The organism is Rhizobium leguminosarum bv. viciae, assembly GCF_012276115.1.
In the GTDB taxonomy this organism is placed as follows: Bacteria; Pseudomonadota; Alphaproteobacteria; order Rhizobiales; family Rhizobiaceae; genus Rhizobium; species Rhizobium leguminosarum_T.
The window spans coordinates 225,069-241,133 of sequence record NZ_WIEU01000001.1 but is presented as its reverse complement, the minus strand read 5'-3'; the positions used below and the strand labels follow the sequence as shown (position 1 = coordinate 241,133).

22 protein-coding genes are annotated in these 16,065 nt (G+C 60.9%); 9 read left to right on the top strand and 13 right to left on the bottom strand.

Features of this window, described 5'->3' with window-relative positions; genetic code table 11:
• Position 1 precedes the first annotated feature (1 nt).
• The 4 genes from GFM02_RS01155 to argE all read right to left on the bottom strand — a co-directional run bounded on the left by GFM02_RS01155 (position 2) and on the right by argE (position 4,045).
• Positions 2-1,465: an aldehyde dehydrogenase family protein gene (locus GFM02_RS01155; RefSeq protein ID WP_168267102.1), complete on the bottom strand. Its 1,464-nt coding sequence runs from the start codon at positions 1,463-1,465 to the stop codon at positions 2-4.
• Positions 1,466-1,594: 129 nt separating this feature from the next.
• Positions 1,595-1,948: a cupin domain-containing protein gene (locus GFM02_RS01150; protein ID WP_168264296.1), complete on the bottom strand. Its 354-nt coding sequence runs from the start codon at positions 1,946-1,948 to the stop codon at positions 1,595-1,597.
• A 24-nt stretch (positions 1,949-1,972) separates the two neighbouring features.
• A complete protein-coding gene (locus GFM02_RS01145; RefSeq protein WP_168267104.1) occupies positions 1,973-2,896 on the bottom strand; it encodes a 2-hydroxyacid dehydrogenase in 924 nt (307 codons plus the stop codon).
• A 27-nt stretch (positions 2,897-2,923) separates the two neighbouring features.
• Positions 2,924-4,045 (bottom strand): acetylornithine deacetylase, encoded by a 1,122-nt coding sequence (gene argE, locus GFM02_RS01140; RefSeq protein WP_168320519.1) that lies wholly within the window; start codon positions 4,043-4,045, stop codon positions 2,924-2,926.
• A gap of 278 nt (positions 4,046-4,323) precedes the next feature.
• Between argE and GFM02_RS01135 the strand changes: the two genes are divergently transcribed.
• The gene (locus GFM02_RS01135; protein WP_168320518.1) at positions 4,324-5,226 is read left to right on the top strand and encodes a GNAT family N-acetyltransferase; all 903 of its coding nucleotides are present in this window, start codon (positions 4,324-4,326) and stop codon (positions 5,224-5,226) included.
• Between the two features lie 28 nt (positions 5,227-5,254).
• Here the strand turns inward: GFM02_RS01135 and GFM02_RS01130 are convergent, their stop codons facing one another.
• Positions 5,255-5,479, bottom strand: coding sequence for a hypothetical protein (locus tag GFM02_RS01130; RefSeq protein ID WP_168320517.1), 225 nt, complete (start codon positions 5,477-5,479; stop codon positions 5,255-5,257).
• 292 nt (positions 5,480-5,771) lie between these two features.
• The gene (locus GFM02_RS01125; RefSeq protein WP_168320516.1) at positions 5,772-6,083 is read right to left on the bottom strand and encodes a hypothetical protein; all 312 of its coding nucleotides are present in this window, start codon (positions 6,081-6,083) and stop codon (positions 5,772-5,774) included.
• 268 nt (positions 6,084-6,351) lie between these two features.
• Here GFM02_RS01125 and GFM02_RS01120 point away from each other — a divergent pair, with 268 nt between their 5' ends.
• Genes GFM02_RS01120 through GFM02_RS01110 form a run of 3 tightly spaced genes read left to right on the top strand, consistent with a single transcriptional unit; the run spans position 6,352 to position 8,755 of the window.
• On the top strand, positions 6,352-7,257 hold the full coding sequence (locus GFM02_RS01120; RefSeq protein WP_168320515.1) for a LysR substrate-binding domain-containing protein: 906 nt from the start codon (positions 6,352-6,354) through the stop codon (positions 7,255-7,257).
• Positions 7,258-7,310: 53 nt separating this feature from the next.
• Positions 7,311-8,441 (top strand): HPP family protein, encoded by a 1,131-nt coding sequence (locus GFM02_RS01115; RefSeq protein WP_168320514.1) that lies wholly within the window; start codon positions 7,311-7,313, stop codon positions 8,439-8,441.
• A gap of 35 nt (positions 8,442-8,476) precedes the next feature.
• On the top strand, positions 8,477-8,755 hold the full coding sequence (locus GFM02_RS01110) for a DUF6522 family protein (protein WP_027664677.1): 279 nt from the start codon (positions 8,477-8,479) through the stop codon (positions 8,753-8,755).
• Positions 8,756-8,811: 56 nt separating this feature from the next.
• Here GFM02_RS01110 and GFM02_RS01105 read toward each other — a convergent pair whose 3' ends face one another.
• The 3 genes from GFM02_RS01105 to GFM02_RS01095 form a co-directional block, all read right to left on the bottom strand.
• Complete coding sequence (locus GFM02_RS01105) at positions 8,812-9,048, bottom strand: hypothetical protein (protein WP_168320513.1); 237 nt, start codon at positions 9,046-9,048, stop codon at positions 8,812-8,814.
• Positions 9,049-9,100: 52 nt separating this feature from the next.
• The gene (gene groL, locus GFM02_RS01100) at positions 9,101-10,729 is read right to left on the bottom strand and encodes a chaperonin GroEL (RefSeq protein ID WP_168320512.1); all 1,629 of its coding nucleotides are present in this window, start codon (positions 10,727-10,729) and stop codon (positions 9,101-9,103) included.
• Between the two features lie 154 nt (positions 10,730-10,883).
• Entirely contained in the window at positions 10,884-11,198 is a 315-nt protein-coding gene (locus GFM02_RS01095) for a co-chaperone GroES (RefSeq protein WP_168320511.1), read from the bottom strand.
• A 324-nt stretch (positions 11,199-11,522) separates the two neighbouring features.
• Here GFM02_RS01095 and GFM02_RS01090 point away from each other — a divergent pair, with 324 nt between their 5' ends.
• The 4 genes from GFM02_RS01090 (at position 11,523) to GFM02_RS01075 (ending at position 12,966) form a co-directional block, all read left to right on the top strand.
• Positions 11,523-11,813, top strand: a complete 291-nt coding sequence (locus GFM02_RS01090; RefSeq protein WP_020047251.1) for a hypothetical protein — start codon at positions 11,523-11,525, stop codon at positions 11,811-11,813.
• A 106-nt stretch (positions 11,814-11,919) separates the two neighbouring features.
• Positions 11,920-12,168: a hypothetical protein gene (locus GFM02_RS01085; protein ID WP_072641461.1), complete on the top strand. Its 249-nt coding sequence runs from the start codon at positions 11,920-11,922 to the stop codon at positions 12,166-12,168.
• 46 nt (positions 12,169-12,214) lie between these two features.
• Positions 12,215-12,541 carry a DUF2934 domain-containing protein gene (locus tag GFM02_RS01080; protein WP_027664696.1) on the top strand — a complete coding sequence of 109 codons (327 nt, stop codon included), beginning with the start codon at positions 12,215-12,217 and terminating at the stop codon, positions 12,539-12,541.
• Between the two features lie 5 nt (positions 12,542-12,546).
• A complete protein-coding gene (locus tag GFM02_RS01075) occupies positions 12,547-12,966 on the top strand; it encodes an HD domain-containing protein (protein WP_168320788.1) in 420 nt (139 codons plus the stop codon).
• A 97-nt stretch (positions 12,967-13,063) separates the two neighbouring features.
• Here the strand turns inward: GFM02_RS01075 and GFM02_RS01070 are convergent, their stop codons facing one another.
• From GFM02_RS01070 to GFM02_RS01055, 4 genes are all read right to left on the bottom strand, one after another.
• Entirely contained in the window at positions 13,064-13,333 is a 270-nt protein-coding gene (locus GFM02_RS01070) for a cyclase (RefSeq protein ID WP_130740155.1), read from the bottom strand.
• 44 nt (positions 13,334-13,377) lie between these two features.
• Positions 13,378-13,641, bottom strand: coding sequence for a hypothetical protein (locus GFM02_RS01065; RefSeq protein ID WP_168320510.1), 264 nt, complete (start codon positions 13,639-13,641; stop codon positions 13,378-13,380).
• 230 nt (positions 13,642-13,871) lie between these two features.
• Positions 13,872-14,516, bottom strand: a complete 645-nt coding sequence (locus GFM02_RS01060; protein ID WP_168320509.1) for an RES domain-containing protein — start codon at positions 14,514-14,516, stop codon at positions 13,872-13,874.
• The gene (locus GFM02_RS01055; RefSeq protein WP_168320508.1) at positions 14,513-15,340 is read right to left on the bottom strand and encodes a hypothetical protein; all 828 of its coding nucleotides are present in this window, start codon (positions 15,338-15,340) and stop codon (positions 14,513-14,515) included. Before GFM02_RS01055 ends, GFM02_RS01060 begins: the two co-directional genes overlap by 4 nt.
• Positions 15,341-15,549: 209 nt before the next feature.
• Here GFM02_RS01055 and GFM02_RS01050 point away from each other — a divergent pair, with 209 nt between their 5' ends.
• The gene (locus tag GFM02_RS01050) at positions 15,550-16,056 is read left to right on the top strand and encodes an HIT family protein (protein WP_168320507.1); all 507 of its coding nucleotides are present in this window, start codon (positions 15,550-15,552) and stop codon (positions 16,054-16,056) included.
• The last annotated feature ends 9 nt before the right edge of the window (positions 16,057-16,065 follow it).

Sequence of the window (16,065 nt, the reverse complement as noted above, 5' to 3'; positions counted from 1 at the left end):
CTCACAGGCTGATGAGCACACTCTTGCTCTTGCGGTTGGCGAGATAGGCGTCGCGGCCGAGATCCTTGCCGATGCCGGACTGCTTGTAGCCGCCGGTCGGCAGGATATGGTCGCGCGAGCGGCCGTAGCGGTTGACCCAGACGGTGCCGGCCTGGAGGCGGCGGGTCACGCGGATGGCGCGTGAGAGGTCGCGGGTGAAGAGGCCGGCGGCAAGCCCATAGGCCGGATGGTCGGCGAGGCTCAGCGCCTCTTCCTCGTCCTCGAAGGTCTGAATGGTCAGGACCGGTCCAAAAATTTCCTCAAGAACCGCCGGCGATGTTGCCGTTACCCCCGAAATCAGGGTCGGTGCGTAGAAATATCCTTCGCGGTCGAGCCGGCGGCCACCGGTGAGGCACTCGGCGCCACCGTCGATCGCGGCGCGGATGATGCCGTCCATGCGGGCGATCTGTCGTTCGGAGATGACGGGCGAATAATCGGTCGCCTCGTCCCAGGTGGGGCCGGGGCGGATGGCGGCCAGCTTCTCGACGAGTGCGGCTGCGAGCGCGTCCGCCACCTTCGCCTCGACGATGAGGCGGGATCCGCAGACGCAGGCCTGACCGGCGTTGGAGAGAATGCTGCCGGCGATTGCGCCGGCTGCAAGATCGAGATCGGCATCGGCGAAAACCAGTTGCGGGCTCTTGCCGCCGAGTTCCAGTGTCATCGGCTTCACGCCGGTGCGGGCGATGTTGGTCATGATCGCCGCGCCGGCCGCAGTCGAACCGGTGAAGCTGACCTTGGAGATGCCCGGATGTCCGGTGATCGCATTTCCGGTGGTCGGGCCGTCGCCGAGCACGATGTTGACGAGACCTGCCGGCAGGCCGGCCCGCACCGAAAGTTCGGCGAGATAGAGCGTCGAAAACGGCGTCATTTCCGATGGCTTCAGCACCACCGCATTGCCTGCCGCCAGCGCCGGGCCGAGTTTCCAGCCGGCCATGGACAAGGGAAAATTCCAGGGCGTGATGGCGCCGACTACGCCATAAGGTTCCGTCATGATCATGCCGAAGTTCGCATCGTCGGTCGGGACGAGGTCGCCGCCTTCCTTGTCGGCGAATTCGGCAAAGAAGCGGATCTGTTCGGCGGTGACGGCGATATCGCCGGCGACGAGATGACCGACGGGTCGTGTCGAGGAAAGGGCTTCCAGCCTGGCGAGGGTCTCCGCCTCGGCTTCGATCAGGTCCGCCCAGCGCTGCAGCACCACGGTGCGCTCGCGTGGCCGTACGCCACCCCAATTACTCGTCTTCAATGCGGTCCTGGCTGTTTCGACGGCGTGGTCGACAAGCGCCTCGTCGGCCAGCGGGCAGCCGGCATAGGCCTTGCCGTCGGATGGGCGATGCATGTCGATGACGGCCTCGGCCGGAACCAGCCGGCCGCCGATGAAATGTCCGACGGGCAGGGAAATCGTGTTCGGATCGAAGCTGAGTGTCATCGCATGTCCTCGGGATGGGCTGAGACGAGCCTAACTGGGGAAGGCGAGCAGCATGCATCGACCGGGGATGCCGCAGCGGCGAAAAATTGCGTTTTCGTCGCCGCCGCAGTCAAATCTACGGCGTCGGCGTCACGACACGGTGACGTAGATCTTGCGCACTGTCTCGATCGTCTTCCAGACGCCAACGAAGCCCGGCTTCATGACGAAGCTGTCGCCGGCCTTGTAGACCACCGGTTCACCGCCTTCCGGCGTGAGTTCGACCAGGCCGGACAGAATATGGCAGAACTCGAAGGTCTCGCCCTTGATCGAGCGCGTCTCGCCGGGCGTCGCTTCCCACACGCCGCTATGAACCGTCTCGCCACGGGCGACATCCTGCGCCCAGGTTTTGAAGGCCGGATTGCCCGAGATCAGCCGTTCTGGGAGGGGACTGGACTCGCGCGGCGCGAAGGATGGGTTGGTGTCGATCGTCTTGAGGAGGGACATGATTTTGCTTCCTAGGTTGAGAACTCAGTAGCCGCGGCTGCGATCGATCAGTCCGATCGGATCGAGGCCCGCCTGATGCCGCTTGATATTGCCGATCACGGCGGCCGCGGCGGTTTCCGCTTGGGTGACGCTCGCAATGTGCGGCGTCAGCAGGATCTTCGGATGGTTCCAGAAGGCGTGGTCCGCGGGCAGCGGTTCCGGCTCGGTGACGTCGACGACGGCGCCGGAGAGATGCGCGGCGTCGAGTGCGTCGATGAGCGCCTGATGGTCGAGCTGAGCGCCGCGACCGACATGGACGAGTGCTGCGCCGGGCGGCAGTCCGGCGAAGAGGCCGGCATTCAGGAAGCCGCGCGTCTCATCCGTCAGCGGCAGCAGGCAGACCAGAATGTCGGTGGTTGCAAGCAGAATATTGAGGCCGTCCCGGCCGCTCAGGCATCGGATGCCGTTGATCTCGCGCGGGTTGCGGCTCCAGCCCGAAAGCGGAAAGCCGAAGGGCTGCAACCGTTCGAGCACGGCGCTGCCAAGCATGCCGAGGCCGAGCACGCCGATACGGCGTTCGGAGGCCTGCCTAGGAGCGACCGTCTGCCAGGTCCGGCGCCGCTGCTGGTCGAGATAGGTCGGCAGGTCGCGATGGAGCGCAAGGACGGCCAGCGTCACATATTCCTGCATCATCCTGATGATGCCGTCCTCGACCATGCGCACCACCTTGACCGATGCCGGCACCGCATCGATACGGAACTGGTCGATGCCGGCGCCGATCGAAAACAGGATTTCGAGATTGCGGTAGCGCGCGAGATCCTCCGGCACGGTCCAGGTGATCAGGTAGCGAACGGCGTCCGGTTCGACCGACTGGGGATCCATGGAGAAGGCAATTTGGGGCAGTTCGCGCGCAAAGGTTTCGGCGAAGATGGCGCCGCGCTTCGCATCGGAATTGAAGAGAAAGGTCATTGCGTCGGCTCCTTGATCTCGATGTCATCAGACGCAGCGGCGGCCAAGCGCCTCGACCATCGCCTGGCAGGCGAGCAGTTCGCCGGCGAGGATGAATTCGTCCGGCTTGTGGGCGCGGCCGATGTCGCCGGGGCCGCAGATGATCGCATCGATGCCGGCGCGCTGAAAAAGCCCGGCCTCCGTGCCGTAGCTGACGGCGGCGAGCGGCTCGGCGCCGGTCAGTTCGCCAAGCAGCGCCGCAAGCGGCGCATCGGCGGCAAGCGAAAGCGCCGGATAGGCGCTGAGTTCGCGCCATTCCACCTGAAAGCCGAGCGGTGACAGCGCCTCGGCCGTTGCTCGCAGTGGAGCCAGCAACGTGATCGGATCGACACCGGAAATGGCCCGCGCTTCGAACTCGGCCTCGCAACTGTCGGGAATGATGTTGACCGCCTGGCCGCCCTTCAGCGTGCCGACCTGAAGCGAGGAATAGGGCGGTTCGAAGACAGGCTCATACGGGCCGCGTGTGAGCCGTTCGGCTTCGGCGCGAGCGCAAGCCAGGACGTCGGTGATGGCATGGATTGCGTTCAGTCCCTGGTCCGGACGCGAGGAATGGCCGGAGCGGCCCCTGACTGTCAGCCGGGCGGCGGCCTTGCCCTTGTGGGCGCGGATTGCCCGCATGCCGCTCGGCTCGCCGATGATCGCGCCAAGCGGAGTGGCGCAGAGCTCCGGCAGGCGCGCGATCATGTGCGGCACGCCGCGGCAGCCCGCCTCCTCGTCATAGGAAAAGGCGAGGTGGATGGGTCGGCGAAGCGGTGTTTCCGCCAGCGCCGGAACGGCCGCGAGAACTGCGGCCAGGAAGCCCTTCATATCCGTGGCGCCGCGACCGTAGAGGCAGTCCGCTTCGGCGCGCAGGTGGAACGGATCGCTGGTCCAGCCGCCTTCGGCGGCGGGCACCACGTCCATATGGCCCGAGAGGATATAGCCCGGCGTTTCCTTCGGGCCAATCGTCGCGAAGAGGTTCGACCGATCGCCCTCCGGGCCGGGCAGCTCCGTGACGACAGCGCCGTGGCTTTGCAGATAATGCCGGATCCACGCCACGATCTCGCCGTTCGGCGTGCCGACGACGGAGGGGAAGCCAACGAGCCTTTCCAGAACTTCAATTGCCTGCATGGAATTCCTCACAGTGCGGGATCTTCGAGGTGCTTGCAACTCGGCTGAGGGGAGGCGACATTTCAGGTTCTCACGGTAAACGGCGACTGCGCGCGGTCAGGCCCAGTCAATGACTTTAGAGGGCGGTCCAGGCTTTATTTGCCGAAAGCGCAGCGGATTTGGTCGATTGTTGTGTTTGCGCCGGCCTCACCAGTGAATTGTATCGAACGATCTGTTCTAGTCTGGGCAGAGAAGTTCCCAAGCGTAGGCTTGGCCGGAAAAAGCGGCAGGGGGTGGGAGTGAGTGAACAGGCATCCGAATCCAGGCTCGTCGATAGTTTCGAGACGCATATCGCCGGGATCGACAGCGTTGCCCTCGACAAGCTGCATGCACTTTCGATGACCGTCGCATGGCCTCATCGCGGTGAGGACTGGCAGTTCCTGCGGGAGTTCGGCCAGGGCATCGTGGCGATCGATGACATCGGCCGTATCCTGGGCTCTGCGATGTGGTTTCCCTATGACGCGCAATTTGCCACAGTCGGTATGGTCATCACCTCGCCGCGTCTTCAAACCAATGGCGCCGGGCAGTGGCTGATGGGCCATGCGCTCAATCAGGTCGCCGGGCGCAACCTCGGGCTGAATGCGACGCGCGCAGCGCGCCGTCTTTATCGGTCCCTGAACTTTGTTCGGGAGGCGCTCGTCTTTCAATGCCAAGGCGAAGCGATCTTGCCGCCGGATGTGGCGCCGCCGTCCGGCGCCGTGATACGGGCCGTCGAGGCTGGCGATCTGGAAGCGATCGCCGAATTGGATTGCGTGGCCTTCGGCACGGATCGCAAACTGCTCCTGGCCCGGCTCCTGGCAGATTCCAAGGGCATCGTGTTGAACCGCGCCGGCCGGATCGAGGCATTCTCGCTTTGCCGGCGGTTCGGGCGCGGCCATGTCATCGGTCCCGTCGTGGCGCGCAGTGACGCAGACGCGATCGCCGTCGTCCGCCCGCATGCGGTCGAGCACGCAGGAGCGTTCCTGCGCCTCGACACACGCGAGCAGGGCGGGGCCTTTTCCGATTTCCTCTCCCGCTGCGGTCTTCCTGTCTACGATATCGTAACGACCATGTCGCTCGGTGGCCCCTGGCTTCCGGTTGCCGGGCGCGCAGTAGGGCCCGAGCCGAAGACCTATGCGCTCGTCAGCCAGGCACTCGGTTGAGGCAAGCCTACTGACCATGTGCCGGGTTTTAAGCGCCGGGACAGATGGGTATGCAGATCAGAGCCTGCTGACGTTCGAATTCGGGCCGGAACGAACGATATTGCCAGAAACCTTCCGGGCTTTCCCGGCGGTATACGGTCTCGAGCCAGAACACTGAGTCATCGATCGGAAAGACAGGGTGCCACGCATACCATTCCGACCAGATTTTTCCTGCCGGGCCGCTGTCCATGATCGCCACTCGCCTCCTCATCATCGGCGCAACTCGAACATCCGTGCGGCACGGGAGCCGTTGCGATCCCGGCGTGCCTCGGCAAATGTTCTACTGTGGAGAATAACAGTGGGGGAATATTCTTCAATGGAGATCATTTTCCCGTATTGCGCGAAGTCTTTCCTGTCCGCGGTCGGGGGATGTTTCAGGTTGTAAGATGTGGCGCTGTTGACGAATGATTTCGTCGGCGGATGCAACGCCTCGTTTGGACTTCGGCACCGGGCGATGAACTGCGGTGTTCAATCACACTGATCTGTTTGCGTGATGGTTGGATGGCTCAGCTAATCGAACGCAGCCCGAGATAGGCCGCCAAACTGACGGCGGAGAGGGCGATCGTCAGCCTGGGTCTCGCATCGCCGAACATCGCCGCCAGCGAAAGGCCGAGCAGCAGGATGACGGATTTTGCCCAAAGCTCCTGATCGGAAACGGTGAAAGCGACTGCCGCCAGAAAGACGGCGCTTGCGACGATCGTCACAGGGGCGGATTTCTCGGCGAGATCGCCGCCTGGGAAATACGGCAGGAGAAAACGGCGCATGCTCAAGCCTGAAGCGACGCTCAGAAGGAGACAGGTCAAGACAAGTTGCAACATTAAGGTCGTCGCCGATCGATCTGCGGATGGCCTTGCGGATGCAAACCTCATGCCAGCCCCAAACCCTAAAATCCTCATCCGGCAGAGGCAATGTCGCCGCCTGCATGGCTATTTCCTCGGCGTCGCGACCCTTTTTTCGGCAATCGCTTGCCTGTCCGGTCCGCGGATGGCGTTTTTTCGCCCGATGCGGAAACCGGCTTGAGCCTGCGCAATGATTTTTATATAGAGAATTATCTAACGTCGTAATTCCGGAAACGAGATCTTTTCATTGGACCTTTCATCGATCGACATATTCCTCGCTGTCGCCAGCGACCGCAGCGTGACGAAGGCTGCCAAGGCCGTCGGGCGGGTGCCGTCGAATGTGACGACGCGCATCCAGCAATTGGAGGAGGACCTCGGCGTTTCCCTCTTCAGCCGTGACGGCAAGAAGATGACGTTGACGCGGGAGGGCGAGACATTTCTCGGCTATGCCAACCGGCTTATGGCGCTTGCGCTCGAAGCGCGCCAGGCCGTGCGGCCTCTCGCCCCATCGGGGACATTGCGGGTCGGCACCATGGAGAGCACGGCGGCAAGCAGGCTGCCGGCGGCGCTGACGCAATTCAATCAGATGTGGCCTGATGTGTCGCTTCATCTGACGATGGGGGCGTCCCGCGATCTGACCCGCGACGTTCTGGCCGATGCGCTGGATTGCGCGCTGATTGCCCGACCGCCTAAGGCGATGCGCGAGGAAGACTCGAGCTTCGATGCCGAACTCAAGGCGCTCGAGATCGAGCCGGTCTTCGTCGAGGACCTGTTGATCGTGTTGCCGTCCGGGCATCCCTCGATCAAATCCGCCGCCGACCTGCGTGTCGGATCGCTCGCCGCTTTGGAGCCTGGTTGCACCTATCGCAGGATCGCCGAAAACTGGGCGCGCAAATCGAGCGCGCTGCCGACGAGCGAACTCGGCTCCTACCACGCGATCCTGGCGAGTGTTGCGACCGGGAATACGGCGGGTGTCATGCCACGATCCGTCCTTGACCTCATGCACTGGCCGACGCCTGTCCAGACCCATCAGCTAGGCCCTGTCGAGACGCTGCTCGTCTACCGCAGGAATGATCGCCCCAGCGCGTTCAACGCATTCCACGAAGTCCTTAGCGCGACAAAGGGCAGAGATGTCAGGCTGGCGACAAACTAGCTCTCACATTTCCCGTTCGCCCTCCAGCTAATCCTCGCTTAATTGGTCTTGTCATGCAGTATCCCGTTTCCCCGAAGGTGGGACTGAGCCGCTTCCGCCGCTTCCGCTTGTTCTCACCCATATTGGCGGGAGCGACCTTACGAGAGCGATTGATTGCATGTCTCGGCGCTTTGCTGGCCATTGGTTTCACCGGCGTCATTAGCGGCTATCTGTTCGGGCAGGGGCCACATCTTCCCTTGATCGTCGCGCCGATGGGGGCGTCCGCGGTGCTTCTTTTCGCGGTGCCGGCAAGCCCGCTGGCGCAGCCATGGTCGATCATCGGCGGCAATACCATTTCCGCTCTGATGGGAATCTTTGCCGCCTATTTCATTCGCGATCCGATCATCGCGACCGGCGTCGGCGTTTCGCTTGCCATCGGCGCGATGTCCTTCGCGCGCTGCCTTCATCCGCCGGGAGGAGCCGCGGCGCTGACCGCCGTGCTCGGCGGCCCTGTCGTTGCCGGCTGGGGATTCCTCTTTCCCTTCGTGCCCGTCGCTTTGAACTCCTGCATTCTCGTCGGCCTTGGCCTGCTGTTCCACAAGCTTTCCAAGCGGAACTATCCGCACGTCGTTCCGAAAGCGGCGGAGAACACCCATCAGACGATCGACCTGCCATCTGCCGTGCGGGTGGGGTTTCGCGAGGAGGATGTCAATGCGGCTCTCGAAGCGCTTGACGAAACCTTCGATATCGACCGGGCGGACCTTAGCCGGCTGTTGCAACAGGTCGAGCTGCAAGCGGCCATCCGCTCAAACGGCAAGATCAGCTGTGCCGATATCATGTCGCGCGACGTGATCGCCATTGGCGAAGCCTCGGAACCGGATGCCGCACGGCATCTTCTCTTGAAGCATAATATCCGCACCTTGCCGGTGAAGGACCCAGAGGGCCGCCTCGTCGGCACCGTCGGCTTGCGGGAATTGTCGATGAGCACCGAGACCATCGCGCATGCGATCGCGAGGCCGGCGGTGGCCAGATCTTCGGATACTGCTCTGTCGCTATTGCCCGTTCTGACGGACGGGCGCACGCATGCCGTCATCATTGTCGATGACGATTACCGCATCCTTGGCCTGATATCGCAGACGGATCTGCTGAGCGCAGTAGCGCGGCTGCTGCCAAAGGCAGACAATACGATCCCGGCGGTGGCCTGAGCGGCGGGCGTGGAACGTAGCTGGGGGAAAAGTCGGTGCTGATCGAGCGCGATGCAAATGGCGATTTTATCCTGGAATCATCGGAATTGGCGGAGCGGTTCGGGCTGTCGCTCGCCGATCTTCGCCGCCACATGCGCCATGGTTCCGTCGTCAGCTCCGTTGAAATCGGGACAGCTGAACACGAGGGGACGAAACGGGTGTCGCTTCGGCTCGGCAACAGGCTTTGGCAAGCCGTTTTGAACGATGAAAATGAAGTGCAGCAGGAGCAGATGACCGTTCTTCGGGGTAAATCCTCGGGACGGCACCCGCGCTGAAACCATCATTATGTGTGGTCCAGCGCGGTACTTATGACGCGCAGGCACGGCATTCCCTACCGCTCGCTCGTTTCGAAGAGGCCGCGGGCCGCCTCGACCATCGACCGCAAGTGATTGGGGTCGCGCACACCCTGCCGGTAGAGTTCGATGACGATGCTCGCCATTCGTTCGGCTTCGTCGCTGTCCTTTTCCACCTGGTAATCGGATCTGATCTTGTCGAAGACCTGCTGGCAGATTTCGAGATCGCGGGAGTCCAGCGGTACCTGCGATCGGCTTTTGATCGTTTGAACCATCTCTATTCCCCTAGACAAGGCCCGCCCGGGTACGGGCGGGCCGGCAGCCTTTCTAGAAATCCATGCCGGCGCCGGGAGGCATTGGCGGAGCGGCGTCCTTCTTGGGTTTTTCGGCGATCATGGCTTCCGTCGTGACGAGAAGACCGGCAATGGAGGACGCATCCTGTAGCGCAGTGCGAACAACCTTGGCCGGATCGATGACGCCTTGCGCATAGAGGTCGCCATATTCGCCCGTCTGAGCGTTCCAGCCGTAGGAGAACTCGCTTTTCTCGCGCAGCTTGCCGACGATGATCGAGCCTTCCGCTCCGGCATTTTCGGCGATCTGGCGAGCCGGCGCCTCGAGCGCGCGGCGGACGATCTCCACACCGACGCGCTGGTCCTGGTTGGCCGTATTGAGATTATCGAGTGCCTTGACGGCACGCAGCAGCGCCACGCCGCCACCCGGCAGGATGCCTTCCTCGACCGCCGCGCGGGTTGCATGAAGCGCGTCGTCGACGCGATCCTTCTTCTCCTTCACCTCGACTTCCGTCGAGCCGCCAACGCGGATGACGGCAACGCCGCCAGCGAGCTTGGCAAGACGTTCCTGCAGCTTCTCGCGGTCGTAGTCGGAGGTGGTTTCTTCGATCTGCGCCTTGATCTGGGCAACACGGCCTTGGATGTCGGACTTGGCGCCCGAACCGTCGACGATCGTAGTGGTTTCCTTCTCGATCGACACCTTCTTGGCACGGCCAAGCATGTCGAGCGTGACGGATTCGAGCTTGATGCCGAGATCTTCGGAGATGACAGTGCCGGCGGTCAGGATGGCAATGTCTTCGAGCATGGCCTTGCGGCGGTCGCCGAAGCCGGGAGCCTTGACGGCAGCAATCTTCAGGCCGCCGCGCAGCTTGTTGACGACGAGCGTTGCAAGGGCTTCGCCTTCGACGTCTTCAGCGATGATGAGGAGCGGCTTGCTGGATTGGACGACGGCTTCGAGAACCGGCAGCATCGACTGCAGGTTCGACAGCTTCTTCTCGTGGATGAGAATATAAGGGTCTTCGAACTCGACCCGCATCTTGTCGGCATTGGTCACGAAGTAGGGGCTGAGATAACCGCGGTCGAACTGCATGCCTTCGACGACTTCGAGTTCGGTTTCGGCAGTCTTTGCTTCTTCAACCGTGATGACGCCATCATTGCCGACCCTTTCCATGGCTTCCGCCAAAAAGCGGCCGATTTCGGCATCGCCATTGGCGGAGATCGTGCCGACCTGGGCGATCTCGGAATTGTTGGAGATCTTGCGGGCGTTGGCCTTCAGTTCCGCGACGATGGCGCCGACCGCAAGATCGATGCCGCGTTTCAGGTCCATCGGGTTCATGCCCGAAGTAACGGCCTTGGCGCCCTCCTTGACGATTGCCTGGGCCAGCACCGTTGCAGTCGTGGTGCCGTCGCCGGCGACGTCGCTGGTCTTCGAGGCGACTTCGCGGACCATCTGGGCGCCCATGTTTTCGAACTTGTCTTCGAGTTCGATTTCCTTGGCGACCGAAACGCCGTCCTTGGTCATGCGCGGTGCGCCGAAAGACCTTTCGATCACGACGTTGCGGCCTTTCGGGCCGAGGGTCGCCTTCACGGCGTTGGCCAGGATGTCGACGCCACGCAGCATCTTCTCACGGGCTTCGGTGCCGAATTTGATTTCTTTAGCAGCCATTGTCCTCACTCCTTCATAGGCAGCCAGAGCAATTCCTGGAAAAGTGCGACGTGGTTTTCCGTTTGGAATTGCGTCAGAAATAAAAGGTTGGAGCGGTTCTGCGTTTCCGTGAAAAGCCGATGCGCTCCTGCATCGACAGATGCCCGCAGGAATCTCAGGCGGCCTGCTTCTTTTCGCCCCGGGTTTCGATAATCCCCATCACGTCGCTTTCCTTCATGATCAGCAGATCTTCGCCATTGATCTTGATCTCGGTGCCGGACCATTTGCCGAACAGGATGCGATCGCCGGGCTTGACGTCGAGAGCCTGAATCTGTCCGGCCTCGTTGCGTGCGCCGGGGCCGACGGCGATAACCTCGCCTTCCTGCGGCTTCTCCTTGGCGGTGTCGGGAATGATGATGCCGCCCTTGGTCTTTTCCTCTGAATCGACCCGGCGGACGAGAATACGGTCATGAAGCGGTCGAAACGACATGTCTTCCTCCATCGATGAACAATGATGACGTTGTTCCCGTGGCCGGACCGGATAACCAATCCGGGCGGGTGCAGGTTCGCGCGCGCGCCTTGCGCGAATGATCTGGTTCGAGGGTTCAGCAATTTCAAGAGGCGACGAAAGAAAAATTAGCACTCTCCGCCGGAGACTGCCAACGCCCAACAGGGAACAGACAATCGGCTCCTGCGTTCGAATAAAAGGGCGAACGGCATTGAGGCTTGAATCCGTATTTCGGCATTCCTAGTTCTTTGGTGGCCGAGGCTTGATGAGCTCGGTCACCGTCCCACGTCTTTAGGAGTGAGTGACATGGAAGAGAACACCAAACTAATCAAAGACCTCAGTATCGAGGAACGCGAGGAAATCCTCGTCGATATCGCTCGTACGCTGGAGGACACGGCGCGTGAGGCCTTTGTCGAAGGCAATACGCAATTTGCGGCAATCTCCAACAACATGGCTGAAGCGATCCGCGTCAACGCCGATGAGCTCGCCCGTGATGATCCGGAAAATGCCGAGCTCGTATTGCAGCAGGCAACGGCGATGATCTCGCAATTCGAAGCCGTGCACCCCTATCGGATGGTAAGCATGGCCGTCCATTGATCGCCGCCGCGGGCCTGCCTCGGTCGCCCGCTCAAATCAATCGCCACCCACGCGGAACTCTCACTGCTTGCGAAGGTTATTGGATCACAACATCGAAAGGTGATCCATGATGACTTCCAGATCCAACGTGCCGCCAGAGAGCGGCACCGAAACCCCAAGCCTGAAGCTCGCGAAAGAATATCTCAGCCTCGGCGGCCACCGCCGATCCATGATCGACGACAACATCACCGATGTTCGCCAATGGGATGAGGATCCACCCGAGGCCGAGCGGTTCTGGAAGGAAAGGGTGGAGACGCTTTCGAAGGACAAGCGCAAACAAGTGGAGGATTTTCTTCCAACCATCAACACGCCGTGAAAGCGGCTAGGCCCGTTCTTCGGATGAAATGCGCTTGGAGGCGATCATGGCTATAGACAAACACGAGCAGATCCGTCGCCGTGCCTACGAAATCTGGGAGGCCGAGGGCCGCCCGGAGGGCGCCGACCAGCGCCATTGGCTGCAAGCCTGCGACGAACTGGCCGGCGAGGATGAGCATGAGACGCTGCAGGATCTGCTCGATGAAGACGACAGGGATGATGCGGCATTACTTCAAGGGGCCGGCGAGAGCGGCGATTTCGATCGGCCAAGAACGAGGCCTGTTGAGGCCGCCAAGGCTCCCGGGCCTGACATCGAGATGACGACGGGCGAAAAGCCTTCCTGGCGGAAGATCAGGAAGACCGAAGGGCCGTGATCGCCATGCAGCATCTCGACCATGCCATCCAGATCGCTCTTACGGCCCACGAAGGCCAGGCGGACAAGACCGGCCGGCCGTTCTTCGAGCACTGCCAGCGGGTAGCGCTTCTCGTTTCCGGCGACGAGATACGAACGGTCGCCTACCTTCATGACGTCGTCGAGAAGGGCAGCGGCTGGACGCTCGACAGGCTGAGGGAAGAGGGCTTTCCGCCGGCGATCATCTCCGCGGTAAATGCTCTGACACGGCGGCCGGACGAGCCGGATGGCGACTTCGTCAGACGTGCGGCATCACACCCGCTGGCCTTGCCCGTCAAACGGGCCGATCTCGAAGATAATCTCCGACAGGCCGAACAGGCCGGCAAGAAAACGGAAAAATACCAGCGCGGACTGGATCTCCTGCGCGACATAACGAGCGGATCATAATTTTGCACAGTTCGCCGGTAACGGCCATCGAGGGCGGCAATCGGCGAGCGCCCACTACCGCCTCCCTGGCATGCACCGAAAGCCGTTTTGGCCTATTTCACGCTTTGTTGGTAAACCACACTGTCGGGGCACCGAGCACGCCTCCCGTGCGCATCGCCGTCTTCAACTCGTCCAGCTTGCTGAATGCCTGCGCCGCTTCAAGCGTGGCAAACTCGTGGGTGACTGTAATATCGTTCGGATTGTCGATGGCGCGATAAACGGCTTGCGCCGTCACCCCATTGGCCTTCTGCACTGGCGAAAAGGCATCATATATCTTGCGCCAGGCGGCGTAGTCGGAGACCTCGTGCCTCACGAATAATGTCGTCATATCATCCTCCCGCGTTGCATTTCCAAGTCTCGTCAAGATGTGTGTTACGATTGAACGAGGAACGTCATGGTCTCGGGCAAGACGCCGTCACTCGCCATCGCATCGGCCGCTGTCTTGGTCTGCATGAAGGCCATCAACTTTTCCATGTCTGCAACGTCCATGACCAGGCCGACGCGGTTGGACTTTTGAGGGTCTGTAAACGTGCGAATGTTCGTCACGCCGATGGGTTCCAATACCTGTTTGCGGATGGGTGAGGCGAGCCAGTGTTTCGTGTCTTTGACGTCGTGATAGATCATTATGGTGGGCATTGCGGTCTCCTCTCAAGATCTCGGAAACTGAAAGCTGAGTATGCTGCTGCGCTTTGCCGGATTTCATTACAGCAATGTTGCGAAGAGTGGGTTTTTCTTATTCATTAGTTGAAGATATAAATATAATTATCGAGTAACTCGAAAATATTATGCGACGGCGGCGTTGAGCGCGCATTGGTTTTTGAGAATAGCTTTGGTGACGGTTTCGGAGTCAGCGAGCGTCATTGGCGCTAAGATACGATCGTGATGCCCCCACGGCGCCCATAGTCCCGCAGTTCGAGAAGGAGACCAGCATTCGCACCGGCGTCGATGGATTGAACGACGTCGAGCCGGTCCTCTGCCATGCGATCCTCGAACAGGATGATGCATTGTTCGGGGTCGCACTGGCGGGACGTCCAGATCAACCCGTCAATGTCTGCGCGCGCCCGATGAATGGCTTCGGCCCACAGGACGGTCTCGCCATATGTCGACTTCGGCGTTTCGATGAGATCCGTTCGATTGAGTTTCCAGGCTTTCAAATCGGGTGCGAAAAGGCTTGCCAGCTGCAGATCACGCTTTGGCGCGATGACGCTCACCGTCCGCGCTTCGACGACGGCAAGCCGGACGGTCTTGAAAGCGGCGGCCGGTTCGATGTCGTGAAAGATCGACTCGAAGGCGGCCGCCTCTCTGCTCGTTGCCGCATAGAGCGTCGCGACACAATTGCCGTGCGCGTCGTTGAACGGTGCAAAGCGCGTCGGCTGTCCCTTGCAGGGATTGAATTGCCCTGCCCGGAACGAAGACAGATGGCTTCGATGAAGTGCCGTACCTGCCTTGATCGTCCGGATGTTGATCGTTGGAAAGGGCGACGGCGGGCTTGGCAGAGGAGGGTGGCTCACCCAATGACCTCTTGCCGTTCACGGGCCGCGGCAGCAGCCACCGCGTCGAAATCGTCAAGCGTATCCATGGGCGCCTTGTCGTCCAGCCAGCCGTTCGTTGAAACGAACCAGAATGCGCGCTGCCATGGAGACAGGTTTTCCGGAAGCGCCACAAGCGCCTTCTTGATCGCAGGATGCGGCCGTCCGTCCCGGAGCTGAAACGCCGGAAAATATTCGGTGCCGCGATGATGTACTGAGAAAATGTCGCCGGCTTTCTTCCAGCGCGCCGCAGTCGCGTAGAGGTTTCTCGCGCTTGAGCCGGCGCGGTTTCCGATCTCTGCGCTGGTGAGCTGCGGCACCTCAGCGATGAAGCGATCCCTGAGCTCCAGATTGTCCGCTGCGAGCACGCCGCGCGCCTCGCCAAGCTCATCAGGCAGGATAACGTCCGCGAGCTTGTTGATCGCGTCTTCCAGCCGGCTTTCTTCCAGCGAGCCGCTGACGCGGACCATCGTCTGGAAGAAGGTCTTGACGGATCTGCGATGTCCTTCCGGAAGATCGGGTTTCAAGCGGATTACCACGGAATCCCCGACCGCAACATTTGCCATCGCCCTGGCGAGCTTCGCGAGTTCGGGGTCCGCGTTCTCAGGAAAAGCAGATCGATCGACGGCGAACTTCGTCAGGGTCTGCAGGAAGGCATCCGCGAACGCATCACGCAGAGCGTTTTCATCCGAGGTCCGTTCTGGAACAACGCCTTTGCGCCGGCGGCCAGCCAATGGCACGGTTCGTCCGTCGTTGGCGGACGACCGATCAATCATGAGAAATTCGGAAAAGAGAGCTTCGGTCATTCCGGCCACGTGAGATTGGTGATGAACATCTCAATATCACTTAAGTCATGCAAAGTCGATTGCAATGGGGAGTGTCAGGATGACCATCACCTCGCATATGCGCCAGTGGACAGATTTGATGGCAGGATCGATTTGACTTCCCAATATCGGTTGTCGCACCAATTTGACGATCGGATACGCCTCGGCGCGTGAGACGACAGAGGTTTAGAATGATCGAACGCCAACCATTTGATCTCAAGGCCTATGTGCACGACATCGGAACAAGGCCATGCTTTATCTGTGGCTTGGTCAGGAATGACCCTGGCTTCTTTCATCATCGCGTTTTTGAAGACGACGAGACGATCATTTTCCTGAGCAAATATCCCACTCTACCGGGCTATTGCCTCGTCTGTCCGAAGGAGCACCGGGAGGATCTGGCGCGGGACATGTCGACGGATGAATATCTTCGACTACAGGAGAAGGTGCATGTCTTGTCACGCGCCCTCAAAAGCCTGTTCGACGCCGAGCGAATTTACGTGCTTTCGCTCGGCAGCCAACAAGCCAACAGCCACCTGCATTTTCATGTCGTTCCCTTGCCCTCGGGTGTGCCGCTCGAAAAGCAGCAATACCATGCACTGATGGCGGAGTACGGGGTTTTACAGATACCTGACGATCAAATGGCACGGCTGGCGCAGCGCATTGCCGAAGCATACCGTTCCGAGCTGACCGCGAGATAGCCAACCGCC